We start from the raw sequence: 16,971 nt of genomic DNA on the forward strand, positions 1-16,971 counted from the left end.
TCAGGAGAACGGGTCGAGGGCCCTCGGCGGGCATCCGGTCCTGACAGCGAGGACGTGCGGTGTCGCTAGGGTGAGGGCATGTCGAGCGCCCCCGCCCCAGCCGTCCCCGGTGCACAGTCCCCGACCGTGTACTCGGCCGCCTCTCTCCGCACCGGGCGCAGGACCCTGAGCCCCGGCTGGATGGTCGTCGACCAGGGTGTCGTCGTCGCCGTCGGCGAGGGCGAGCCGGACGCCGCGTGGGCCTCGGCCGAGCAGGCCGACCTCGGTGCGGCGACGCTCGTCCCCGGCTTCGTCGACGTCCACTGCCACGGGGGCGGAGGTGCGTCCTTCGGGGACGGACCGGACCTCCTCGCGAGCGCCCGGACCGTCGCCGCGACGCACAGGGCCCACGGCACCACGACGATCGTCGCGAGCCTGGTCACAGCGCCCCTGCCGGCCCTCCGCGACGCGATCGTCGGACTGGCCCCCCTCGTCGAGAGCGGCGAGATCGCCGGGGTCCACCTCGAGGGCCCGTGGCTGAGCCCTCTGCACAAGGGCGCCCACGAGCCGACCCTCCTGCGTGAGCCCGCGCTCGCGGACGTCGACTCTCTGCTCGGCGCCCGGCCCGGGGTCGTCAAGGTCGTGACGATCGCGCCCGAGCTCCCGGGCGGCCTCGACGCCGTCCGCAGGATCGTCGAGGCCGGGGCCGTGGCGGCCATCGGTCACACCGACGCCGACGCCGCGACGGCGACGGCTGCCGTCGACGCCGGGGTCACGCTCGCGACCCACCTGTTCAACGCGATGCTGCCCGTGCACCACAGGGTTCCAGGGCCTGTCCTCGCGCTGCTCGAAGACCCGCGCGTGGCGGTCGAGCTCATCGCCGACGGCGTGCACCTGCACCCGCTCACGGTCCAGCACGCGGCACGCTCAGCAGGGGTTGGCCGGACCGTCCTGGTCACCGACGCGATGTCGGCGACCGGGGTGGCCGACGGCGAGTACCTGCTCGGGTCGCTCGTCGTCGACGTGGTCGAGGGGGTGGCCCGTCTGCGCGAGGGCGGGTCGATCGCCGGCAGCACCCTCACCCTCGACGTCGCGCTCCGCGGTGCGGTCGCCGCGGGGGTCCCCCTCGACGACGCGCTCGCGGCGCTCACGACGACGCCGGCCCGGGTCCTGGGCCGGACCGACGTCGGTCATCTGGAGCCCGGGGCCCGCGCCGACGCCGTCGTCCTCGACGGGTCGCTCACCGTGGTGGCCGTGCTGCACGGCGGACGGCGCGAGCCTGGCCAGTCGTCAGGTCCAGTCGACCTGCTCTGAGCGGTAGAAGACGAGACCGTCGGCGTCCCACCAGCGCCCGTGCTGGGCGAGGGCCGACGCGAAGGCCGGGTAGTCCTTGGGAGAGCCCCAGGCCACCGAGGCGACCGCTGGCAGGCGCGGCAGGACGAGCATGGTGAGGTCGTCGAAGGACCGCGGGGTCTCGGTCCACAGGCAGGCCTCGACGCCGACGACCGACTCCGCGGGGACACCGGGGAGCTCGGCGACAGGGTCCCAGTCGTAGGCCTCGCGCACGTCGACGATCGCCGCCCAGGTGAGACCGAGCGGGAAGTCGGCCGTGTACTTCTGGTCCAGGTAGGCCCGGGTCGCCGGGGAGGCGATGAAGGTGACGTCGTGGTCGCGGGCGACCTGCGCGATGTGGTCGGTCTCGATCTGCGAGGTCCAGTACTGCAGGCGCGTCCCCGGGGGGAGCGCGGCGCCGGCTGCCTCCTGCCAGAAGACGGCCTTGGTGCCGTGCTTCTCGGCGACAGCCCCGAGGCGCTCCATGTACGTGACGTACTGCTCGCGCGTGAGGGTGAGCGACTCGTCGCCGCCGAGGTGGACGTACTCGCCGAGGGTGTGCTCGGCGAGGGTCGCGACGATGTCGTCGACGAAGTCCCACGCCTCGTCGGACGTGAGGTGCAGCGAGCTGAAGCCCACCTCTGTGCCGATGTAGGGCTCGCGCTCGGCGCCGTCGGGTGAGATCTCGGGGTAGGCCACCTGCGCGGCGTGGGTGTGCCCGGGCAGGTCGACCTCGGGCACGATCACCACGTGGCGGTCGAGGGCGTAGCGCTGGAGCTGCTCGTAGTCCTCGAGCGTGAGGTAGCCGCCCTGGCCGCCCGCGACGTCCTGGGCCGCGGACATCTTCGTCAGCAGCGGGCGGCTCGGGATCTCCAGGCGCCAGCCCTGGTCGTCGCTGAGGTGCAGGTGCAGCTGGTTGAGCCTGTACGAGGCCGCGAGGTCGATCACGCGGCGGATGTCGTCCGGGCCGAAGTAGAAGCGGGCGATGTCGAGCATCATGCCGCGGACCGGGTAGGCGGGGGCGTCGGAGACCTGCAGGTCGGGGACGGCACCGTCCCGGAGCAGCTGGGCGAGCGACTGGACCGCCCAGAAAGCCCCGGTCTCGTCGGCCGCGGTGAGGGCCCAGGAGCCGGCCGCGAGGTCGAGCGTGTAGCCCTCGGCGGCGAGGGACGGGTCCTGGGTCGCGGTGACGGTCACCTCGGCCGGAGGAGCGGTCGTGCTCACGAGGTCTGCGAGGGTCCGCCGCGCGGCGGCTGCGGCGCGCGGGGCCCAGGGGGAGAGGGCGTCGGCGAGGGCGTCGACGTGCGACGCTGTGAGCGGTTCGCCGGGTCCGGCCCGGAGGGTGGAGGACTGCGGAGCAGGGATGAGAGGAAGGGTCACGATGTCACCTCAGGACGTCGAGAGGGCTGGTGGACCAGTCGCCGGCGAGCGATTGACAGCGACTAAGTATGTAAGGTGTACTTAGTATTATGGCACGCAACCCCGCATCCGCCGAGACCCGCCGCCCGACGGCGAGGTCGGGCTCGGCGCCCGGCAAGCTCCTGCCGTCTGACGCCCGCAAGCACCACAGGTCTCTGATCCTCCAGCACCTCTTCGAGGACGGCTCCTACAGCCGCGCGGACCTCGCACGGATGACCGGGCTCGCGCGCGTGACCGTCTCCGACGTGGTGAGCGACCTCCTCGAGGCCGGTCTCGTCCTCGAGCTCGGTGTCCGCCCCGGGACCCACATGGGCAAGCCCGCGACCCTCGTCGGCGTCAACGTCGCCGGGGGCTACGCCGTGTGCCTGGACCTCTCCGACGACACCGTCCTGCGCGGCGCCCTCGTCGACCTCGCCGGGACCCGCGTCAAGACGACCGAGGTCGACCTCGACGGCGCCGTGGGCCAGGCAGCCGTCGACAAGACGATCGCGCTCGCCCGTCGCCTCGTCGAGACCGCACCCGGTCGTGTGCTCGGCATCGGCGTCGGCACACCGGGGGTCGTCGACCTCGACGGGGTCGTCCGGCGCGCGCCCAACCTCGGCTGGACCAACCTCGACCTGCGGACCGAGATCGAAGAGGCGCTCGGCCACCCCACCTACGTCGCGAACGACGCCGACACCGCGGCGCTCGCGGAGGACACCTTCGGCGAGGGGTCGGGCGACGGGCTGCTGCTGGTCGAGATCGGCCACGGTGTCGGTGCAGGCATCCTCGTCGACGGTGCGCTGCTGCGCGGACCCGACGGCACGGCGGGCGAGATCGGGCACGTCAACGTGCTCGCCGACGGCCCGGAGTGCTCGTGCGGACGCCGCGGCTGCCTCGAGGCTCTCGTCTCCGCACCCCGGCTGCGGGCGCGCATCGACGGGCTCAGCGAGGCCGAGGCCGCCGGGGTCCTGGCGGCCGCGGGTCGTCAGCTCGGCAAGATCCTCGCGCCCGTCACCCAGGCCCTCGGTCTGCGTGACGTCGTGCTCTCCGGCCCCGACGAGCTGCTCAACGGCCCGCTGCTCCAGGCTGCCGAGTCCACGGTCCTCGCGCTGACACGGCCCTTCGGCGACCAGCACGTGCGGCTGCGGATGTCGGCCCTCGGGCACGACGGCGTGCTCGCCGGCGCCGCGGCCCACGTGCTCGGCCGAGAGCTCGGGCTGTCCTAGCCCCCCACAGACACCCCCCACCGACCGCGACGCCGACGCGCCGCACCGATGCACGACGGAAGGACCCTTCATGGAGATCGTCATCCTGAAGAGCGCAGACGAGATCGCCACGGTGGTGGGCGACGCGATCGAGGACCTGCTGCGCACCCACGAGGCACCCGTCCTCGGCCTGGCGACAGGCTCGTCACCGCTGCCCGTGTACCGCGAGATCGTCCGGCGGCACACCGAGGAGGGGCTGAGCCTCGCGCACGCCCGGGCGTTCCTGCTCGACGAGTACGTGGGTCTGCCGCACGGCCACCCCGAGTCCTACCGCGAGGTGATCCGGCGCGAGCTCACAGGGCTCGTCGACATCGACGAGTCCCGCGTGCAGGGCCCGGACGGCGGGTCCGACGACATTGCCTCGGCCGGTCGGCGCTACGACGAGGCGATCCGCGCGGCCGGCGGTGTCGACCTCCAGCTGCTCGGGATCGGGTCGGACGGGCACATCGCCTTCAACGAGCCGGGCTCGTCGCTCGCCTCGCGCACCCGTCTCAAGACCCTCACGGAGCAGACCCGGCAGGACAACGCGCGGTTCTTCGACCACGTCGACGACGTGCCGTACCACGTGCTGACCCAGGGCCTCGGGACGATCATGGAGGCCCGCCACCTCGTGCTCGTCGCGACGGGCGCAGGCAAGGCCGAGGCCGTCGCCGCGATGGTCGAGGGTCCCGTCAGCCAGCTCTGCCCGGGGTCCGTGACCCAGATGCACCCCCACGTCACGGTCCTGCTCGACGAGGACGCGGCCGCCGGGCTGCGCCTCGCGGACTACTACCGTCACGCCTACGCGCACAAGCCTGCCTGGCAGGGTCTGTGAACCAGGGGCTCGTCCTCGCGCTCGACATCGGGGGGACGAACGCGCGGGGTGAGGTGCTCGACGCGCGCCTGGGGGCGCCGCTCGTGCGCGCCGACCTCCCGACGCCCGAGCGCGACGGCGAGGCGACGATCGCGACCATCGCCTCGCTGTGCAGGCTGCTGCTGGCCGGGCTGTCGGACGTCGACAGGTCGCGGGTGTGCGCCGTGGGCCTCGCGGTCCCCGGGATCATCGAGGGCCCGACGGGTGTCGTGCGGCTGGCGAGCAACCTCGGGTGGTCCGACGAGCCTGTCGCCGCGAGGCTCTCGGCGCTGCTCGGGCTCGACGTGGTCCTGCACCACGACGTCACGGCCGCGGGCGTCGCCGAGCACAGGCTCGGCGCTGGCGCCGGCGCCTCTGACCTGCTCGCCGTCTTCATCGGCACGGGCATGGCCGCGCTCGTCGTCGCCGGTGGTGAGGTCGTCTCCGGCGGTCTGCACCAGGCCGGGGAGATCGGCCACATCCCTGTCGAGCAGGGCGGCCGTCCCTGCCCCTGCGGGCAGACGGGCTGCCTCGAGATGTACGCCTCGGCACGGGCGATCGGGCGGGCCTACGGTGCGCTCACCGGGGACCCTGACGCGACGTCGCTCGACGTCGTCACGGCTCTCGGCTCCGACCCGCGGGCCGACAGCGTGTGGGCTGAGGCGATGGACTGGCTCGCGCACGGGCTGCTCGGCCCGATCACGCTGCTCTCGCCCGCGCGGGTCGTGCTCGGCGGTGGGCTCTCGGCGTCGGGGGCCGTGCTGGTCGACGCGCTGAGGTCGCGGCTCGACGTCCTGTCGCACGTCGCCGCTGTGCCGGAGATCGTCACGGCGTCGCTCGGTCAGCGTGCCGGGGTGCTGGGGTCTGGGCTGGCGACCTTCGACGCGATCGAGCGTCGACAGCTGGTCTGAGGGGGCGGATGGGGCCGGTTCTCTCCGAGGACCTGCCCGGTCCGCCCGGCCGGCCCGGCCGTGCGGGGAGCGTCCTGCCGTGGCTCGCGCTCAGGTGCGGCTGAGGACTGGGAGCCCGGCGAGGGCCTCGACGAGCGGGGCGACCTCGGGGGTCTTCTGGGCGGTCTCGAGGGCCTCGGCGAGGGCTGCGTCGTGGGTCGGGCGCGCCTGCCGCAGGAGCGCCTCGCCTGCCGGGGTGAGCTCTGTGTAGATGCCTCGACGGTCGTCCTGGCAGAGGATGCGCGTGAGCAGGCCGCGCTCTTCGAGCCTGTTGACCAGGCGCGTGGTCGCACTCGCGCTGAGCGCAGCCGCGCGGGCCAGCTGCTGCATACGCATGTGCCACCCGTGCTGGCGGGAGAGCGCGTCGAGGACCGTGTACTCGACGACCGAGATGCGGTGCTCCTCAGCCAGGGCGCGCTCGAGCCTGGACTCGATGATCCCGTGCAGGGCGGCGAGCGTGCGCCAGCCCTCGGCGCGGATCTCGACGGCGTCGTCGGCGATTCCCATGGCGTCTCCTCGATCGGGGGTGGGCGACCTCTCCAGTCTAAGGCTTGTGTCGAATGTGCGCGCGTGCAACTATCTAGAACGCGTCTGCAACTAGTGCGGACGCGGGGTATCGCCGCACGCACCGTCGGACGGACCCCTTCTCGTCCTCGTCTGAAGGAGGGGCCCTGTGCCTCTAGGTCTGCTGGCACTCGCCGTCGGAGGGTTCGGCATCGGGCTCACCGAGTTCGTCATCATGGGGCTGCTGCCCGAGGTCGCCGCGGACTTCGCGGTCTCCGAGACCGTCGCCGGGTATCTCATCTCCGGCTACGCGATCGCCGTCGCCGTGGGGGCCATCGGCCTCACCGCGGCCGTGATCCGGCTCGACCGCAAGAAGGTCCTCGTCGGGCTCATGGGGTTGTTCATCGCCGGGAACCTGCTCTCGGCGCTCGCGCCCACCTACGAGCTGCTGCTCGCAGGGCGCATCCTCGCCGCGCTGTGCCACGGGGCCTTCTTCGGCATCGGGGCCGTCGTGGCGACCAGCATGGTCGCCCCGGACCGCCGTGCGGGGGCGATCGCGATGATGTTCGCGGGGCTCACCTCCGCCAACGTGCTGGGTGTCCCCTTCGGGACCTTCCTCGGGCAGCAGCTGGGCTGGCGCTCGACCTTCTGGGCCATCACCGTGATCGGCGTGGTCGCCCTCGTCGGGATCGTCGCCCTCGTCCCCGCGACCGCCGACGACGCCGTGCCACCGCGGCTGCGAGCCGAGCTCCGTGCCTTCCGTGAGCCGCAGGTGTGGTGGTCGATCCTCGTGACGGTGCTCGGCTTCGGCGGCATGTTCGGCGGCTTCACCTACATCGCCTACACGCTCACCGAGGTCTCCGGTTTCGCGTCGAGCACGGTGCCGTGGTTGCTGGTGGTCTTCGGCTCCGGGCTGTTCGTCGGCAACTACCTCGGCGGCAAGGCCGCGGACCGGTCGATCACCCGGACCCTGCTGGTCCTGCTCGCCGTGCTCACCGTCGTCCTCGCGGTCTTCGCGCTCACGGCGACGAGCCAGGTCGTGACTGTCGTGTCGCTGTTCTTCATGGGGGCCTTCGGCTTCGCGACGGTCCCCGGGCTCCAGCTGCGGATCATGGGCCACGCCGCAGGTGCGCCGACCATGGCGTCGGCGGCCAACATCGCGGCCTTCAACGTCGGCAACGCCCTCGGGGCGTGGGTCGGCGGCCTGACGATCGGTGCGGGTCTGGGGTACCTGTCGCCGCTGTGGGCGGGCGCCGGGATCACGCTCGTGGCTCTCGTCGCGCTCCTGGTCGCGACGGGGATCGAGCGTCGTGGTCAGGACGGCGACGGTGCCGGGAAGGCGCCGGCGTCCGTGCGGGGGGCGCAGGTCGAGGTCGGCTGAGCCGGCGCTCCGGCAGCGGGTGCGGGGTCTGGGCTGCGGTGATAGACCGAAGACGTGCGTACTTCTCTCATCACCCCGGTCCGTCCCGTCCGTCAGCGTCCTGGGTCTGCGGTGCACCGCAGGTCCCTCGCCGTCACCGCCGCGCTCGCCACGGCGGGTCTGCTCCTCGCAGGCTGCAGCTCTGACGACGACGGCGGCGCGACGTCGTCGGCTCCGTCGGCGACCACGAGCGCCGCTGCCTCAGACCCTGCGACGACCCCGGCCCCGTCCGCCAGCGCGACCGGAGAGCCGGCGCCGAGCACCGGCGTGGGCGAGGGGTGCCCCGCGACCGACGGCGGGATCCCGGACGGTGCTGCGAGCAGCGAGGTCGTGGACGTCGACGGCGACGGGCGCGCTGACACCGCGTGGATCACCGCTGGTGCTGAGCGCACCTTCGGCATCACGACAGCCTCGGGGGCGACCTTCTCGGCACCGATCGACTCCGCGAGCCCGATCGGTGCGTCGGCCGTGGTGAACACCGTGGGCGCCGACCTCACGCCGATCGCCCTCGTGGACCTCGGACGGCAGGCGCAGCTGTTCTCCCTCGACGGGTGCGCCGTGACGCAGACCGTCGACCAGGGCGGTCAGCCCTACGTGTTCGACCGCGGCTTCGGCGACCAGGGGACCGGGGTCGGGTGCACCGACGTCGACGGCGTGCTGCACCTCGCCGGTCTGCTCGCGACCGAGGAGGGCGACGGCTGGACAGTCACCAGGACCCTCGTCGACCTGGACTCTGCGGGTGAGGTCGCGACCAACGGGGCTGTCGAGGTCGTGGCCCAGGGTGCCGCGGCGACGGACCCCGTCGTCACGACAGCCCAGGAGGTCTCGTGCGGTGACCTGGTCGCCGGCGACGGCGGGCTGGTCGAGCCGACGTCCTGAGCGGACGCGTCCTCGTGCTGGCGGTCGGAGGTCGCCACCCTCGAGGTGGGTGGTCTACCCGGTGACGTACGGGCTGACGCTGTCCCAGAGCCGCGGCACGAGTGTGCGGGTGTACGCAGGGGTCAGGTGCTGCTCGTCGCGGTAGACGAGCACGCTCCCCACGACCGCAGGGCAGGTGTCGGAGGTGCAGAACCACGGGGCTGTGTCGACGAGGTCCACGTCCGCCAGGTGCGCGGCCGCGATCTGATGGTCGGTCGGCATGGCTTCGGCACGAGACCTCTCGCAGGCCTCAGGGCCGTCCAGGTGCTCGAGGACGCACTCTGACGTGGCGTCGTCGGGGAGCATGAGCGGGTTGTCTGCGAGGACCACGACCGGGAGGCCTGCGGATCTCAGCGAGTCCCAGGCTCGGACGAACCCCTCGACAGGGCCCGGGACCTCGGCGGAGTCGACGAAGGCGACCTGAGTCCGGTTGGACGTGACGACGAGGTCGACGTCTTCTGCGAGGAGCGACGCCAAGGTCTCGTCGTTGGCCTTGAGGCAGGCCCCGTCACGCTCGGCGTCGGAGGCGCGCTGAGCCTGCGAGAAGGGACAGCTGCTGTGGAAGTAGGTGAGCACCCTGACGTCGTGCTGGTCGGCGATCACCTGGAAGGCCGGGAGGTACTGCTCCATGTGCGAGTCGCCGACGAGGGCGATCGTCGTCTCGGCGTCGTCTCCGAAGGTGCAGCGTGGTGTCGTGGCGGAGTCCATCGCTGACTTGCACCGCCCGTCGGCCCCTTCAGGCAGCTCTGACCGAGCATCTTGCGGTGCTGGCAGCACGACGGGGTAGCCGGCGACGAAGGCGGAGTACGAGCCTTCTGAGACCGACCCCGCACCGAGCCCAGGTGGTGGGTCTGCGATCATCGCCGCCGTGGCTGTGTCCCTCTCGTCGGCCCTGCGTCCTGCCGCGGCAGCCGGGACCTGGAGGACGGCGACCGAGACGAGAGTCGTCACGAGGGCGAAGGCCACGACCGCACCGGGAGGTGCCTTCGGCGCGACAGTCCTCTGGAACGGCGTCTCGACGAGTCGCCGGGAGAGAGTCGCGAGCACGAGCGACGCAGCCAGGACGCCGGTGTCCTGGATGAGGCGCGGTGCGCCGGGCACGACGTAGGGGGCCCAGACCAGGAGCGGCCAGTGCCAGAGGTACAGCGAGTAGGAGATGCCACCCAACCACTGGACCGGTGCGGCGGAAGCCATCGTCCGGAGGTAGGTGCTCTGCGTGGAGCGCGCCGACCAGATCACGAGCACGGCACCGGTGGTCGGGACGAGCGCAGCGACGCCCGGGAACGACCCGGCGGAGACGAGGAACATCCCGGCCACGATCACGGCCGTCCCGGACGTCCCGACCACGGCCGCGACCCTCGGGCGCAGCGTCGGTCGGGCGGCCGCGGCCAGGAGCCCGCCCATCCCGAGCTCCCAGAACCGAGACTGGCTGACGAAGTACGCCGTGGGGTCTCCCGCCGACGTCATGCTGACGGACACCCAGAGCGACGCGGCCGACAAGACCCCCAAGATCAGCACGACCGCTGCCCGCCTGCGCCTGTGAGACCACGCGCCCGCGGAGACGAGCAGGAAGAGCAGCGGCCACACGATGTAGAACTGCTCCTCGACAGACAGCGACCAGAAGTGGCGGAAGGGGCTCGCGCCCGAGCCCTCGGTCAGATAGTCGACCGCGTCTGCGGCGAGGACCCAGTTCTGCAGGTAGACCAGCGACGCGGTCCCGTGCCTCGTCAGATCGGCCCAGCGGAGCTCCGGCAGCACGAGCACCGACACCAGACCTGTCACGAGGATCACCGTGGTCGCGGCAGGCAAGATCCTCCGGACCCTGCGCGCGAAGAATGCCACGAGCCTGAAGCGACCTGTGCGTTCTCGCTCGCTGATCATGTGGGAGGTGATGAGGAAGCCAGAGATGACGAAGAAGACGTCGACCCCGGTGAACCCGGCAGGCAGCACCTGCGGCCAGAGGTGATAGACGACGACGGCGGTGACGGCCAGAGCCCTGAGCGCCTGGATCTCTGGGAGGAATGCCGTCCTCCTGGGAGCGCCGAGCGGGGGGTCAGACGTGACGACCCCTGCCCGTTCCTTGAACTTTGTGCTGAAAGTGTCCCCTGCCACGAGTGCGAGGGTACCCGCACGTCGCCCCTCGGGAGGGCGCTGCTGAGGTTTCGTCTCAGGCCGCCTGGGTGACCTTCTCGACCGCCTGCTCGGGCTCGCCGGTGGCGCTCGCCCGGCGCACAGGGATGAGGAAAGCGACGACCGCCGCCGCCAGGCCTACGCCGGCTCCGATGAGCAGCGCTGTCCGGAAGCCCGTCTCGGTCGGGAGGGCCGTGCCGCCGAAGTCCATCGTCATGTGGGCGAGGATCATGCCCATGATCGCGGCAGCGACCGATGAGCCGATCGAGCGCATGAGGGCGTTGAAGCTGTTGGCCGCTGCGGTCTCGTCCTGCGGCACGGCCGACATGATGAGGGCTGGCATCGCGCCGTAGGCGAGGCCGACACCGCTGTTGCACACGAGGGTGACGACCAGGACGCCCCAGGTCGAGCCGAGCAGCAGCGTCGACGAGGCGTACCCGAGGGCGATGATCAGGGCGCCGAGGGCGAGCGTGGTCTTGGGGCCGCGGGTGGCGGAGAGCTTCGCTCCCACGGGGGCGATCGCCATCATCATGAGACCGGCCGGGGCCATCCAGAGCCCCATCGCGATCATCGACTGGCCGAGGCCGAAACCCGTCTCGACGGGGAGCTGGAGCAGCTGCGGCAGCACGAGGGACTGCGCGTACATGGCGAAGCCGACGAGGACCGACGCGAGGTTGGTCATGAGCACCTGCGGGCGGGCGGTCACGCGGAGGTCGACGAGCGGGTCGCGGGTACGCAGCTCCCACCAGCCCCACACGAGGAGCACGGCGACCGCGCCGACGAAGAGCGAGATCGTGGTGCCGCTCGCCCAGCCCCAGTCGGAGCCGCGCGAGATGGCGAGCAGGAGCGCGACGAGCCCGGCGCCCAGGCCGACGGCACCGACGAGGTCGAAGCGTCCGGGGCGGACCCTGGCGACACCCTGCGGCACGAAGGCCACGACCATGCCGGCCACCACGAGCGAGAGGCCTGCGGCCACCCAGAAGAGCGTGCGCCAGCTGCCGTTCTCGGCGATCGCCGCGGAGAACGGCAGGCCGAGGGCTCCGCCCACACCCATGGACGCGCTCATCAGCGCGATGGCCGAGCCGACGCGCTGGGCGGGCAGGACGTCGCGGAGCAGGCTGATGCCGAGCGGCACGATCCCCATGCCCAGACCCTGGAGCCCACGACCGGCGACCATCGGCACGACGGAGGACGACAGCGCGCACACGACGGAACCCAGGACGAGCGGCGCCGTGCAGGCGAGGATGAGGCGCTTCTTGCCGTACATGTCGCCGAGACGTCCCGCGACGGGGGTCGCGATGGCCGCTGTGAGCAGCGTGACGGTGATGACCCACGTGGTGCTCGAGGCTGACGCCCCGAGCAGGGTGGGGAGGTCCCCGATCAGCGGGACGACGAGCGTCTGCATGAGCGCGGCTACGATGCCAGCCAGTGCCAGCGTCGCGATGATGATGCCTGGGCGTGCGCTCGGGCTCGGGGTGGTCTCGCTCATCGGGTGAGGTCCTGTCGTCGGGTGGTGCTGTGCGCTCGGCGGGTGTCGCCGTGCTTGATGTGCACTATACACACGACATGTAACATGCATATTGCAGGTCCGTCGCACGGCGCCACGGACAGACGAGAGGATGGCCGAGTCCCATGGTGGAGCCCGCGCGGCTGATCGAGTTCGAGATGGTGCTGCTCAACAGGCACAGCATCTTCGACGGACCCCGGAAGGCTGACGCGCACAAGAAGGTCGACCGCAGCGCCTACGTCGTGCTGACCCGGATCGACCTCGACGGGCCGCTGTCCATCGGCGAGCTCAGCGCAGCCCTCGGCCTCGACACCTCGACCGTCAACCGGCAGACCGCCGCGATGCTCAAGGCCGACCTCATCGAACGGATCCCCGACCCTGACGGCGGCATGGCGCGCAAGCTCGCGATGACCTCCGAAGGCGCCGCCAGGCTCGCCTACGCCCGGGACAGGACCGTCGAGTCGCTCGGCAGGGTCATGACGGGCTGGACCGACGAGGAGACCGCCGACTTCGCACGGATGCTCGAGCGCTTCAACCGGGGCATCGAGGCACTCGAGGGGCGCCCGTGGCCCCGCCCGGACGACGCGACGACGCGTCCGGACGACGGACAGCCACAGGACGCAGACGAGTCTGACGCCTAAGGTGGTGCGGTGCTGACCTGGGCGACGCCGACTGGGAGGACGAGATCCCTCGCTGGCTCTCTGTCCTTGGTGTCGCTCGCGCTCGCGGCCAGCTATGCGGCGGTCCTCGTCGTGCTGCTGCCCAACCAGGTCGCCGGCATCGACCCGTCGCGCAAGGTCGAGAACCTCGCCCTCGTCACGACGGTCTCCTTCGTGGTCGCGATCGCGTCCCAGCCTCTCGTCGGCGCGCTGAGCGACCGCACGCGCAGCCGGTACGGTCGCCGGGTCCCGTGGATGATCGGCGGCGCGCTCGTCTCGGCCGCGGCGCTCTTCGCGATGGGTGGGGCCGGCTCCCTCGTGCTCCTCGGCGCGCTGTGGGTGGTCGCGCAGTTCGCGCTCAACGCCCTCGACGTCGCGTCCTCGGCGGTCGTCCCGGACGAGGTCCCACCGTCCAGGCGGGGCCGGGTCCTCGCTGTCGTCGGCGCCGGAGGGGTGCTCGGCGGCGGTGCGGCGGTCGTGCTCGCCGGGCCGCGCGCGGACCAGCCGGGGACGGTCTACCTCGGTCTCGGGCTCTGCGTCCTGGTCGCGACGGCGGTCTTCGCCGTCGGTGCCCGTGCCCGCCCGGTGTCCGTCCCGGCGCCGAGCACACCTGCGTCGGGCACGCCTTCGCCGGACGGTCCTGCACAGGGTGGCAAGCCGATGCGTCGAGGAGGTCGTCCCCTCGAGGCCGTCGTGAGGCTCGTCGTCGCGCCGTGGCGGACCCAGGCCTTCACCCGGACCTTCGTCGCGCGCTTCTTCTTCGTCTTCGCCTACCACCTCGTCTTCGCGTACCAGCTGTTCATCCTCACCGACCACGTCGGGCTCGGAACGGACGAGGCGAACCGCGCGATCGGGGCCCTCACCGTCGTCGGCCTGCTGTCCGTGCTGGTCGGCATCACGGTGACAGGCTGGCTCAGTGACAAGACCGGCGACCGCATCCCCTACCTCGTCGGAGCGTGCGGGCTCCTCGCGGTCTCGTTCTTCGTCCCGCTCGGCTCGCCCACCGTCGCCGGGATGGCGGTCTTCGCGGCTCTGCGCGGGCTGGCCTTCGGCGCGCACCTCGCGGCGAGCAGCGCCCTGGTGACCGAGGTGCTCCCCGACGGCGGTGCCTCGGCCGGCAAAGACCTGGGCCTCTACAACATGGCGACCAACATCCCGCAGGCCGTCGCCCCTGCCGTCGCCGCCGTCGTCATCGCGCGGCTCGGCGGCTACCCGGCGCTCTTCGTCACGGCCTCGGTCGCTGCCGTGGTCGCCCTCGTCGGGGCGCTCCTGGTCCGGCGGGCCCGCGGGTCCGGAGATCCCAGCCCAGCTGCGGGCCTCGACCACGACGCGCGGCACCGCACCGCTGCAGCAGGTGAGGCCGAGGCGCCCGGCCGCGCGGACCCGGTGGACGCATGACCGGTGCCCGCCGCGTCTACGGGGCACCCCGTCTGCCGTCCTGGCTCGTCTCGCGCCCGCACCTCGTCGGTCTGCTCGACGACGCCTCGGCGCTCGTCGTCGTGCGTGGTCCCGGGGGCGGTGGCAAGACTGTCCTCCTCGCGGAGTGGGCCCAGACCTCGGCAGACCCGGACCTGCGCGGCGCCTGGTACGACCTCGGCGACCGTGACGTCACCCGCCGGGGCTTCTGGGCCGGTGTCGCCGGACGGCTCGTCGACGCCGGGCTCGTCGGACCGGGCGACCTCCTCGCGACAGCATCGGCCTCCATGCGCGAGGTCGGTGACGTCAGGGCCTTCCTCGTCCGGGCTCTCGAGCAGGTCGGTCCGGTGACCCTCGTGCTCGACACCGTCGACAGGCTCGACGACGAGACCACGGCCGACCTGCTCCACGTCCTCGGGGCAGTCCCGTCGGTCCGTGCGATCGTCGCCGGGCGGTCCGCCTCGCGGCTCGCTGCACCCGAGGTCCGCCTGCGCCTCGACGTGCGCGTGGTGGACGCCGACGCGCTCGCGCTGTCGACGGCGGAGACCGCGCGGCTCCTCGGCGTCGACGACAAGGCTGCGGCGACGGCGCGGCAGGCGACCGGCGGCTCGCCCCTCGTCACGCGGGCTCTCGCCCTCGAGCGCGAGCACACCGGCCACCTGGACCCCGCGCAGGCTGTCGAGTCGCTCGTGCTCTCGGCGGTCACGAGCCTCGAGCCCGACGTGGTCGGTCTGCTCCGCAGGACCGTCGTCGCGGACGCCGTCTCGGTCGACCTCGCGGAGGACCTCACCGGACGCGCAGACGCCGCGGCGCTCCTCGACCAGGCGGAGGCGCTCGGGCTCGGGACGTGGAACCGGCCGGGGCACGAGCGGGTCTTCACGTACACGACCGTCGTCAGGGCAGCCCTGAGGGCCGACCTCCGGCGGTCCTCGCCCGAGCTGTTCGCGGAGCTGCGCGGACGGGTCGCGCTGTGGGCCGACACGCACGACCGGCCCGTCGAGGCCCTCGAGGCGGCGGTCGACGCCGGTGACGTCCCGCTGGCCAACACCATCGTCCGCAACCACTGGCGCGGGTTCTTGACCGAGTACGCCGGGACCGTGCGCCGGACCGTCTCGCCGCTCGGGCTCGTGAGGCTGCGCCGCCACCCGTTGCTGGTGTTCTTCGTGGCGCTCGGTTTCAACGCCGACAAGCGTGGCAGGGCACGCGCGATCGCCCTCTTCGGGCTTGCTGTCGCCTCGGCGCGGGTCGCGAGGTCGACGGTCCCGCCCGAGGAGCGGCTGGTCCTGCGAGCCGTCGAGATGATCGCCCTGCGCCTCACCGGGCGGGGCGGCGCCGCGGCAGGTGCTGCCGACGACGTGGTCCGCCGCATCGACGACCTCACGCTCGAGCAGCATGCGCAGATCCTCGACCTCCTGCCGCAGGTCTACGCGCACTGCGGCATCGCGCTCCTGCACGCCCGCCGCCCGACCGACGCCGTCGCCGCCTTCGAGCGCGGGCTCGGCGAGGTGACGACTGCGCTGGCGGCGCTGCCGAACCTCGCGCTGCTGGCCGGGACCCACGCGCTCGAGGGCTCGGTGTCACGGGCGCGGACCCTCGTCGAGGACGCCCGCGGACGCTCCTGGCCGGAGGGCTGGGTCGACGGGTACACAGGCTCGCTGCTGCAGGTCGCCGAGGCGCTGCTCGCGGTCGAGGAGCTCGATGTCGAGACGGCCCAGCACCACCTGGACCTGCTCGAGCGGCACCTGGAGACCATCGAGCACTGGCCGCTGATCGCCCACGTGCAGGCGCTGGTCGACCTCCTCGGTCGTGGCGCCGACGCAGCGCTCGAGAGGCTCGAGGCCACCCGTGCGACCCACCAGGCGCGACGGTCGGCGCACCCGGCCACGGAGTCCACGCTCGTGGCGACCCGGGCGCTCCTGCTCGTCGCCGCAGGCCGTGCGCACACGGTCCTCGTGTCGCCGCCCGACGCTGCCAAGGATGCCGCCGCGGCTGTCGCCCTCGCCAGGGCCCAGCTCGCCGCCGGGCTGCCGGAGAAGACCCTCGCCACCCTCGCGCAGAGCACCGGGGCGCCCTTCTCCTCGATCCGTACGCAGACCGACCGGGCCCTGCTCGAGTCTGTCGCCGCGCTCGCCACCGGGCACGAGACCGAGGCCGTCGCGGCGCTGTCCCGCGCCTCGGCGCTGCTCGGGGTCCACGGCCTCCGGCTGCCTGTGGTCGTCCTGAGCGCCGACGACCGCGAGAGGCTGCGCGGCGTCGCCGGCCGTCACGGGCTCGTCGAGGCCGAGAGGATCCTCGGGGAGCCGTGGCCCGAGGTCGTCCCGTCGAGCGGTGACGTGCCGGTCCTGACCCCGCGGGAGACGGTGATCTTGCGCGAGCTCGCGCGGACCGGGGCGACGACGGAGATCGCCGAGCGTCTCGTGGTGAGCAACCACACCGTGAAGTCGCAGCTGCGCACGCTCTACCGCAAGCTCGGGGTCGGGTCGCGCTCGTCGGCGCTGGCCGTCGCGCGCCGGCTGGGGCTGCTCGACGACGAGAGCCGCCTCGACAGGCTCGACGACGAGAGCCGAGCCTGACCCGAGACCGGTGGGAGGGCTCGTGCTCCCGGAGGCACGGCGACCACCCCACGTGCGACGGCCACCAGACGCACGACGGACCTGA

At 72.5% G+C, this 16,971-nt stretch carries 13 protein-coding genes; 9 read left to right on the forward strand and 4 right to left on the reverse strand.

Features of this window, described 5'->3' with window-relative positions; genetic code table 11:
- Nucleotides 1-78: 78 nt before the first annotated feature.
- A complete protein-coding gene (nagA, locus tag SANBI_RS00300; RefSeq protein WP_319157858.1) occupies nucleotides 79-1,293 on the forward strand; it encodes an N-acetylglucosamine-6-phosphate deacetylase in 1,215 nt (404 codons plus the stop codon).
- On the opposite strand, the gene SANBI_RS00305 is transcribed toward nagA, so the two are convergent.
- Nucleotides 1,270-2,691, reverse strand: a complete 1,422-nt coding sequence (locus SANBI_RS00305; RefSeq protein ID WP_319157860.1) for a family 20 glycosylhydrolase — start codon at nucleotides 2,689-2,691, stop codon at nucleotides 1,270-1,272. The two genes, nagA and SANBI_RS00305, sit on opposite strands and share 24 nt — an antisense overlap.
- An 89-nt stretch (nucleotides 2,692-2,780) precedes the next feature.
- On the opposite strand from SANBI_RS00305, the gene SANBI_RS00310 reads away from it, so the two are divergent.
- The 3 genes from SANBI_RS00310 to SANBI_RS00320 all read left to right on the forward strand — a co-directional run bounded on the left by SANBI_RS00310 (nucleotide 2,781) and on the right by SANBI_RS00320 (nucleotide 5,720).
- A complete protein-coding gene (locus tag SANBI_RS00310) occupies nucleotides 2,781-3,938 on the forward strand; it encodes an ROK family transcriptional regulator (protein WP_056134819.1) in 1,158 nt (385 codons plus the stop codon).
- Between the two features lie 70 nt (nucleotides 3,939-4,008).
- Nucleotides 4,009-4,791: a glucosamine-6-phosphate deaminase gene (nagB, locus tag SANBI_RS00315; RefSeq protein WP_319157863.1), complete on the forward strand. Its 783-nt coding sequence runs from the start codon at nucleotides 4,009-4,011 to the stop codon at nucleotides 4,789-4,791.
- Nucleotides 4,788-5,720 (forward strand): ROK family protein, encoded by a 933-nt coding sequence (locus SANBI_RS00320; protein ID WP_319157864.1) that lies wholly within the window; start codon nucleotides 4,788-4,790, stop codon nucleotides 5,718-5,720. The genes nagB and SANBI_RS00320 overlap by 4 nt, the downstream gene beginning before the upstream one ends.
- A gap of 90 nt (nucleotides 5,721-5,810) precedes the next feature.
- On the opposite strand, the gene SANBI_RS00325 is transcribed toward SANBI_RS00320, so the two are convergent.
- Entirely contained in the window at nucleotides 5,811-6,266 is a 456-nt protein-coding gene (locus SANBI_RS00325; RefSeq protein ID WP_319157866.1) for a MarR family winged helix-turn-helix transcriptional regulator, read from the reverse strand.
- A 166-nt stretch (nucleotides 6,267-6,432) separates the two neighbouring features.
- On the opposite strand from SANBI_RS00325, the gene SANBI_RS00330 reads away from it, so the two are divergent.
- Together SANBI_RS00330 and SANBI_RS00335 are read left to right on the forward strand one after the other, a co-directional pair.
- Entirely contained in the window at nucleotides 6,433-7,644 is a 1,212-nt protein-coding gene (locus tag SANBI_RS00330; RefSeq protein ID WP_319157868.1) for an MFS transporter, read from the forward strand.
- A gap of 54 nt (nucleotides 7,645-7,698) precedes the next feature.
- Nucleotides 7,699-8,562 carry a hypothetical protein gene (locus tag SANBI_RS00335; RefSeq protein WP_319157870.1) on the forward strand — a complete coding sequence of 288 codons (864 nt, stop codon included), beginning with the start codon at nucleotides 7,699-7,701 and terminating at the stop codon, nucleotides 8,560-8,562.
- Between the two features lie 54 nt (nucleotides 8,563-8,616).
- Here the strand turns inward: SANBI_RS00335 and SANBI_RS00340 are convergent, their stop codons facing one another.
- Together SANBI_RS00340 and SANBI_RS00345 are read right to left on the reverse strand one after the other, a co-directional pair.
- Nucleotides 8,617-10,713 (reverse strand): acyltransferase family protein, encoded by a 2,097-nt coding sequence (locus SANBI_RS00340; protein ID WP_319157872.1) that lies wholly within the window; start codon nucleotides 10,711-10,713, stop codon nucleotides 8,617-8,619.
- A 55-nt stretch (nucleotides 10,714-10,768) separates the two neighbouring features.
- The gene (locus SANBI_RS00345) at nucleotides 10,769-12,220 is read right to left on the reverse strand and encodes an MFS transporter (protein ID WP_319157874.1); all 1,452 of its coding nucleotides are present in this window, start codon (nucleotides 12,218-12,220) and stop codon (nucleotides 10,769-10,771) included.
- 143 nt (nucleotides 12,221-12,363) lie between these two features.
- Between SANBI_RS00345 and SANBI_RS00350 the strand changes: the two genes are divergently transcribed.
- From SANBI_RS00350 to SANBI_RS00360, 3 genes are all read left to right on the forward strand, one after another.
- Nucleotides 12,364-12,879 (forward strand): MarR family winged helix-turn-helix transcriptional regulator, encoded by a 516-nt coding sequence (locus tag SANBI_RS00350; protein WP_319157876.1) that lies wholly within the window; start codon nucleotides 12,364-12,366, stop codon nucleotides 12,877-12,879.
- A gap of 69 nt (nucleotides 12,880-12,948) precedes the next feature.
- Nucleotides 12,949-14,295, forward strand: coding sequence for an MFS transporter (locus SANBI_RS00355; RefSeq protein WP_319157878.1), 1,347 nt, complete (start codon nucleotides 12,949-12,951; stop codon nucleotides 14,293-14,295).
- Entirely contained in the window at nucleotides 14,292-16,886 is a 2,595-nt protein-coding gene (locus tag SANBI_RS00360; RefSeq protein ID WP_319157880.1) for a helix-turn-helix transcriptional regulator, read from the forward strand. Before SANBI_RS00355 ends, SANBI_RS00360 begins: the two co-directional genes overlap by 4 nt.
- Nucleotides 16,887-16,971: the final 85 nt, after the last annotated feature.

Source organism: Sanguibacter biliveldensis (genome assembly GCF_033798665.1).
GTDB lineage: Bacteria > Actinomycetota > Actinomycetes > Actinomycetales > Cellulomonadaceae > Sanguibacter > Sanguibacter inulinus.

Bases quoted from the DNA above. Each gene is read 5' to 3' on its own strand.
- SANBI_RS00325 (WP_319157866.1), bottom strand. From the start codon at position 6,266: ATGGGAATCGCCGACGACGCCGTCGAGATCCGCGCCGAGGGCTGGCGC.
- SANBI_RS00350 (WP_319157876.1), top strand. From the start codon at position 12,364: ATGGTGGAGCCCGCGCGGCTGATCGAGTTCGAGATGGTGCTGCTCAAC.
- SANBI_RS00310 (WP_056134819.1), top strand. From the start codon at position 2,781: ATGGCACGCAACCCCGCATCCGCCGAGACCCGCCGCCCGACGGCGAGG.
- SANBI_RS00345 (WP_319157874.1), bottom strand. From the start codon at position 12,220: ATGAGCGAGACCACCCCGAGCCCGAGCGCACGCCCAGGCATCATCATC.
- SANBI_RS00360 (WP_319157880.1), top strand. From the start codon at position 14,292: ATGACCGGTGCCCGCCGCGTCTACGGGGCACCCCGTCTGCCGTCCTGG.
- nagA (WP_319157858.1), top strand. From the start codon at position 79: ATGTCGAGCGCCCCCGCCCCAGCCGTCCCCGGTGCACAGTCCCCGACC.
- nagB (WP_319157863.1), top strand. From the start codon at position 4,009: ATGGAGATCGTCATCCTGAAGAGCGCAGACGAGATCGCCACGGTGGTG.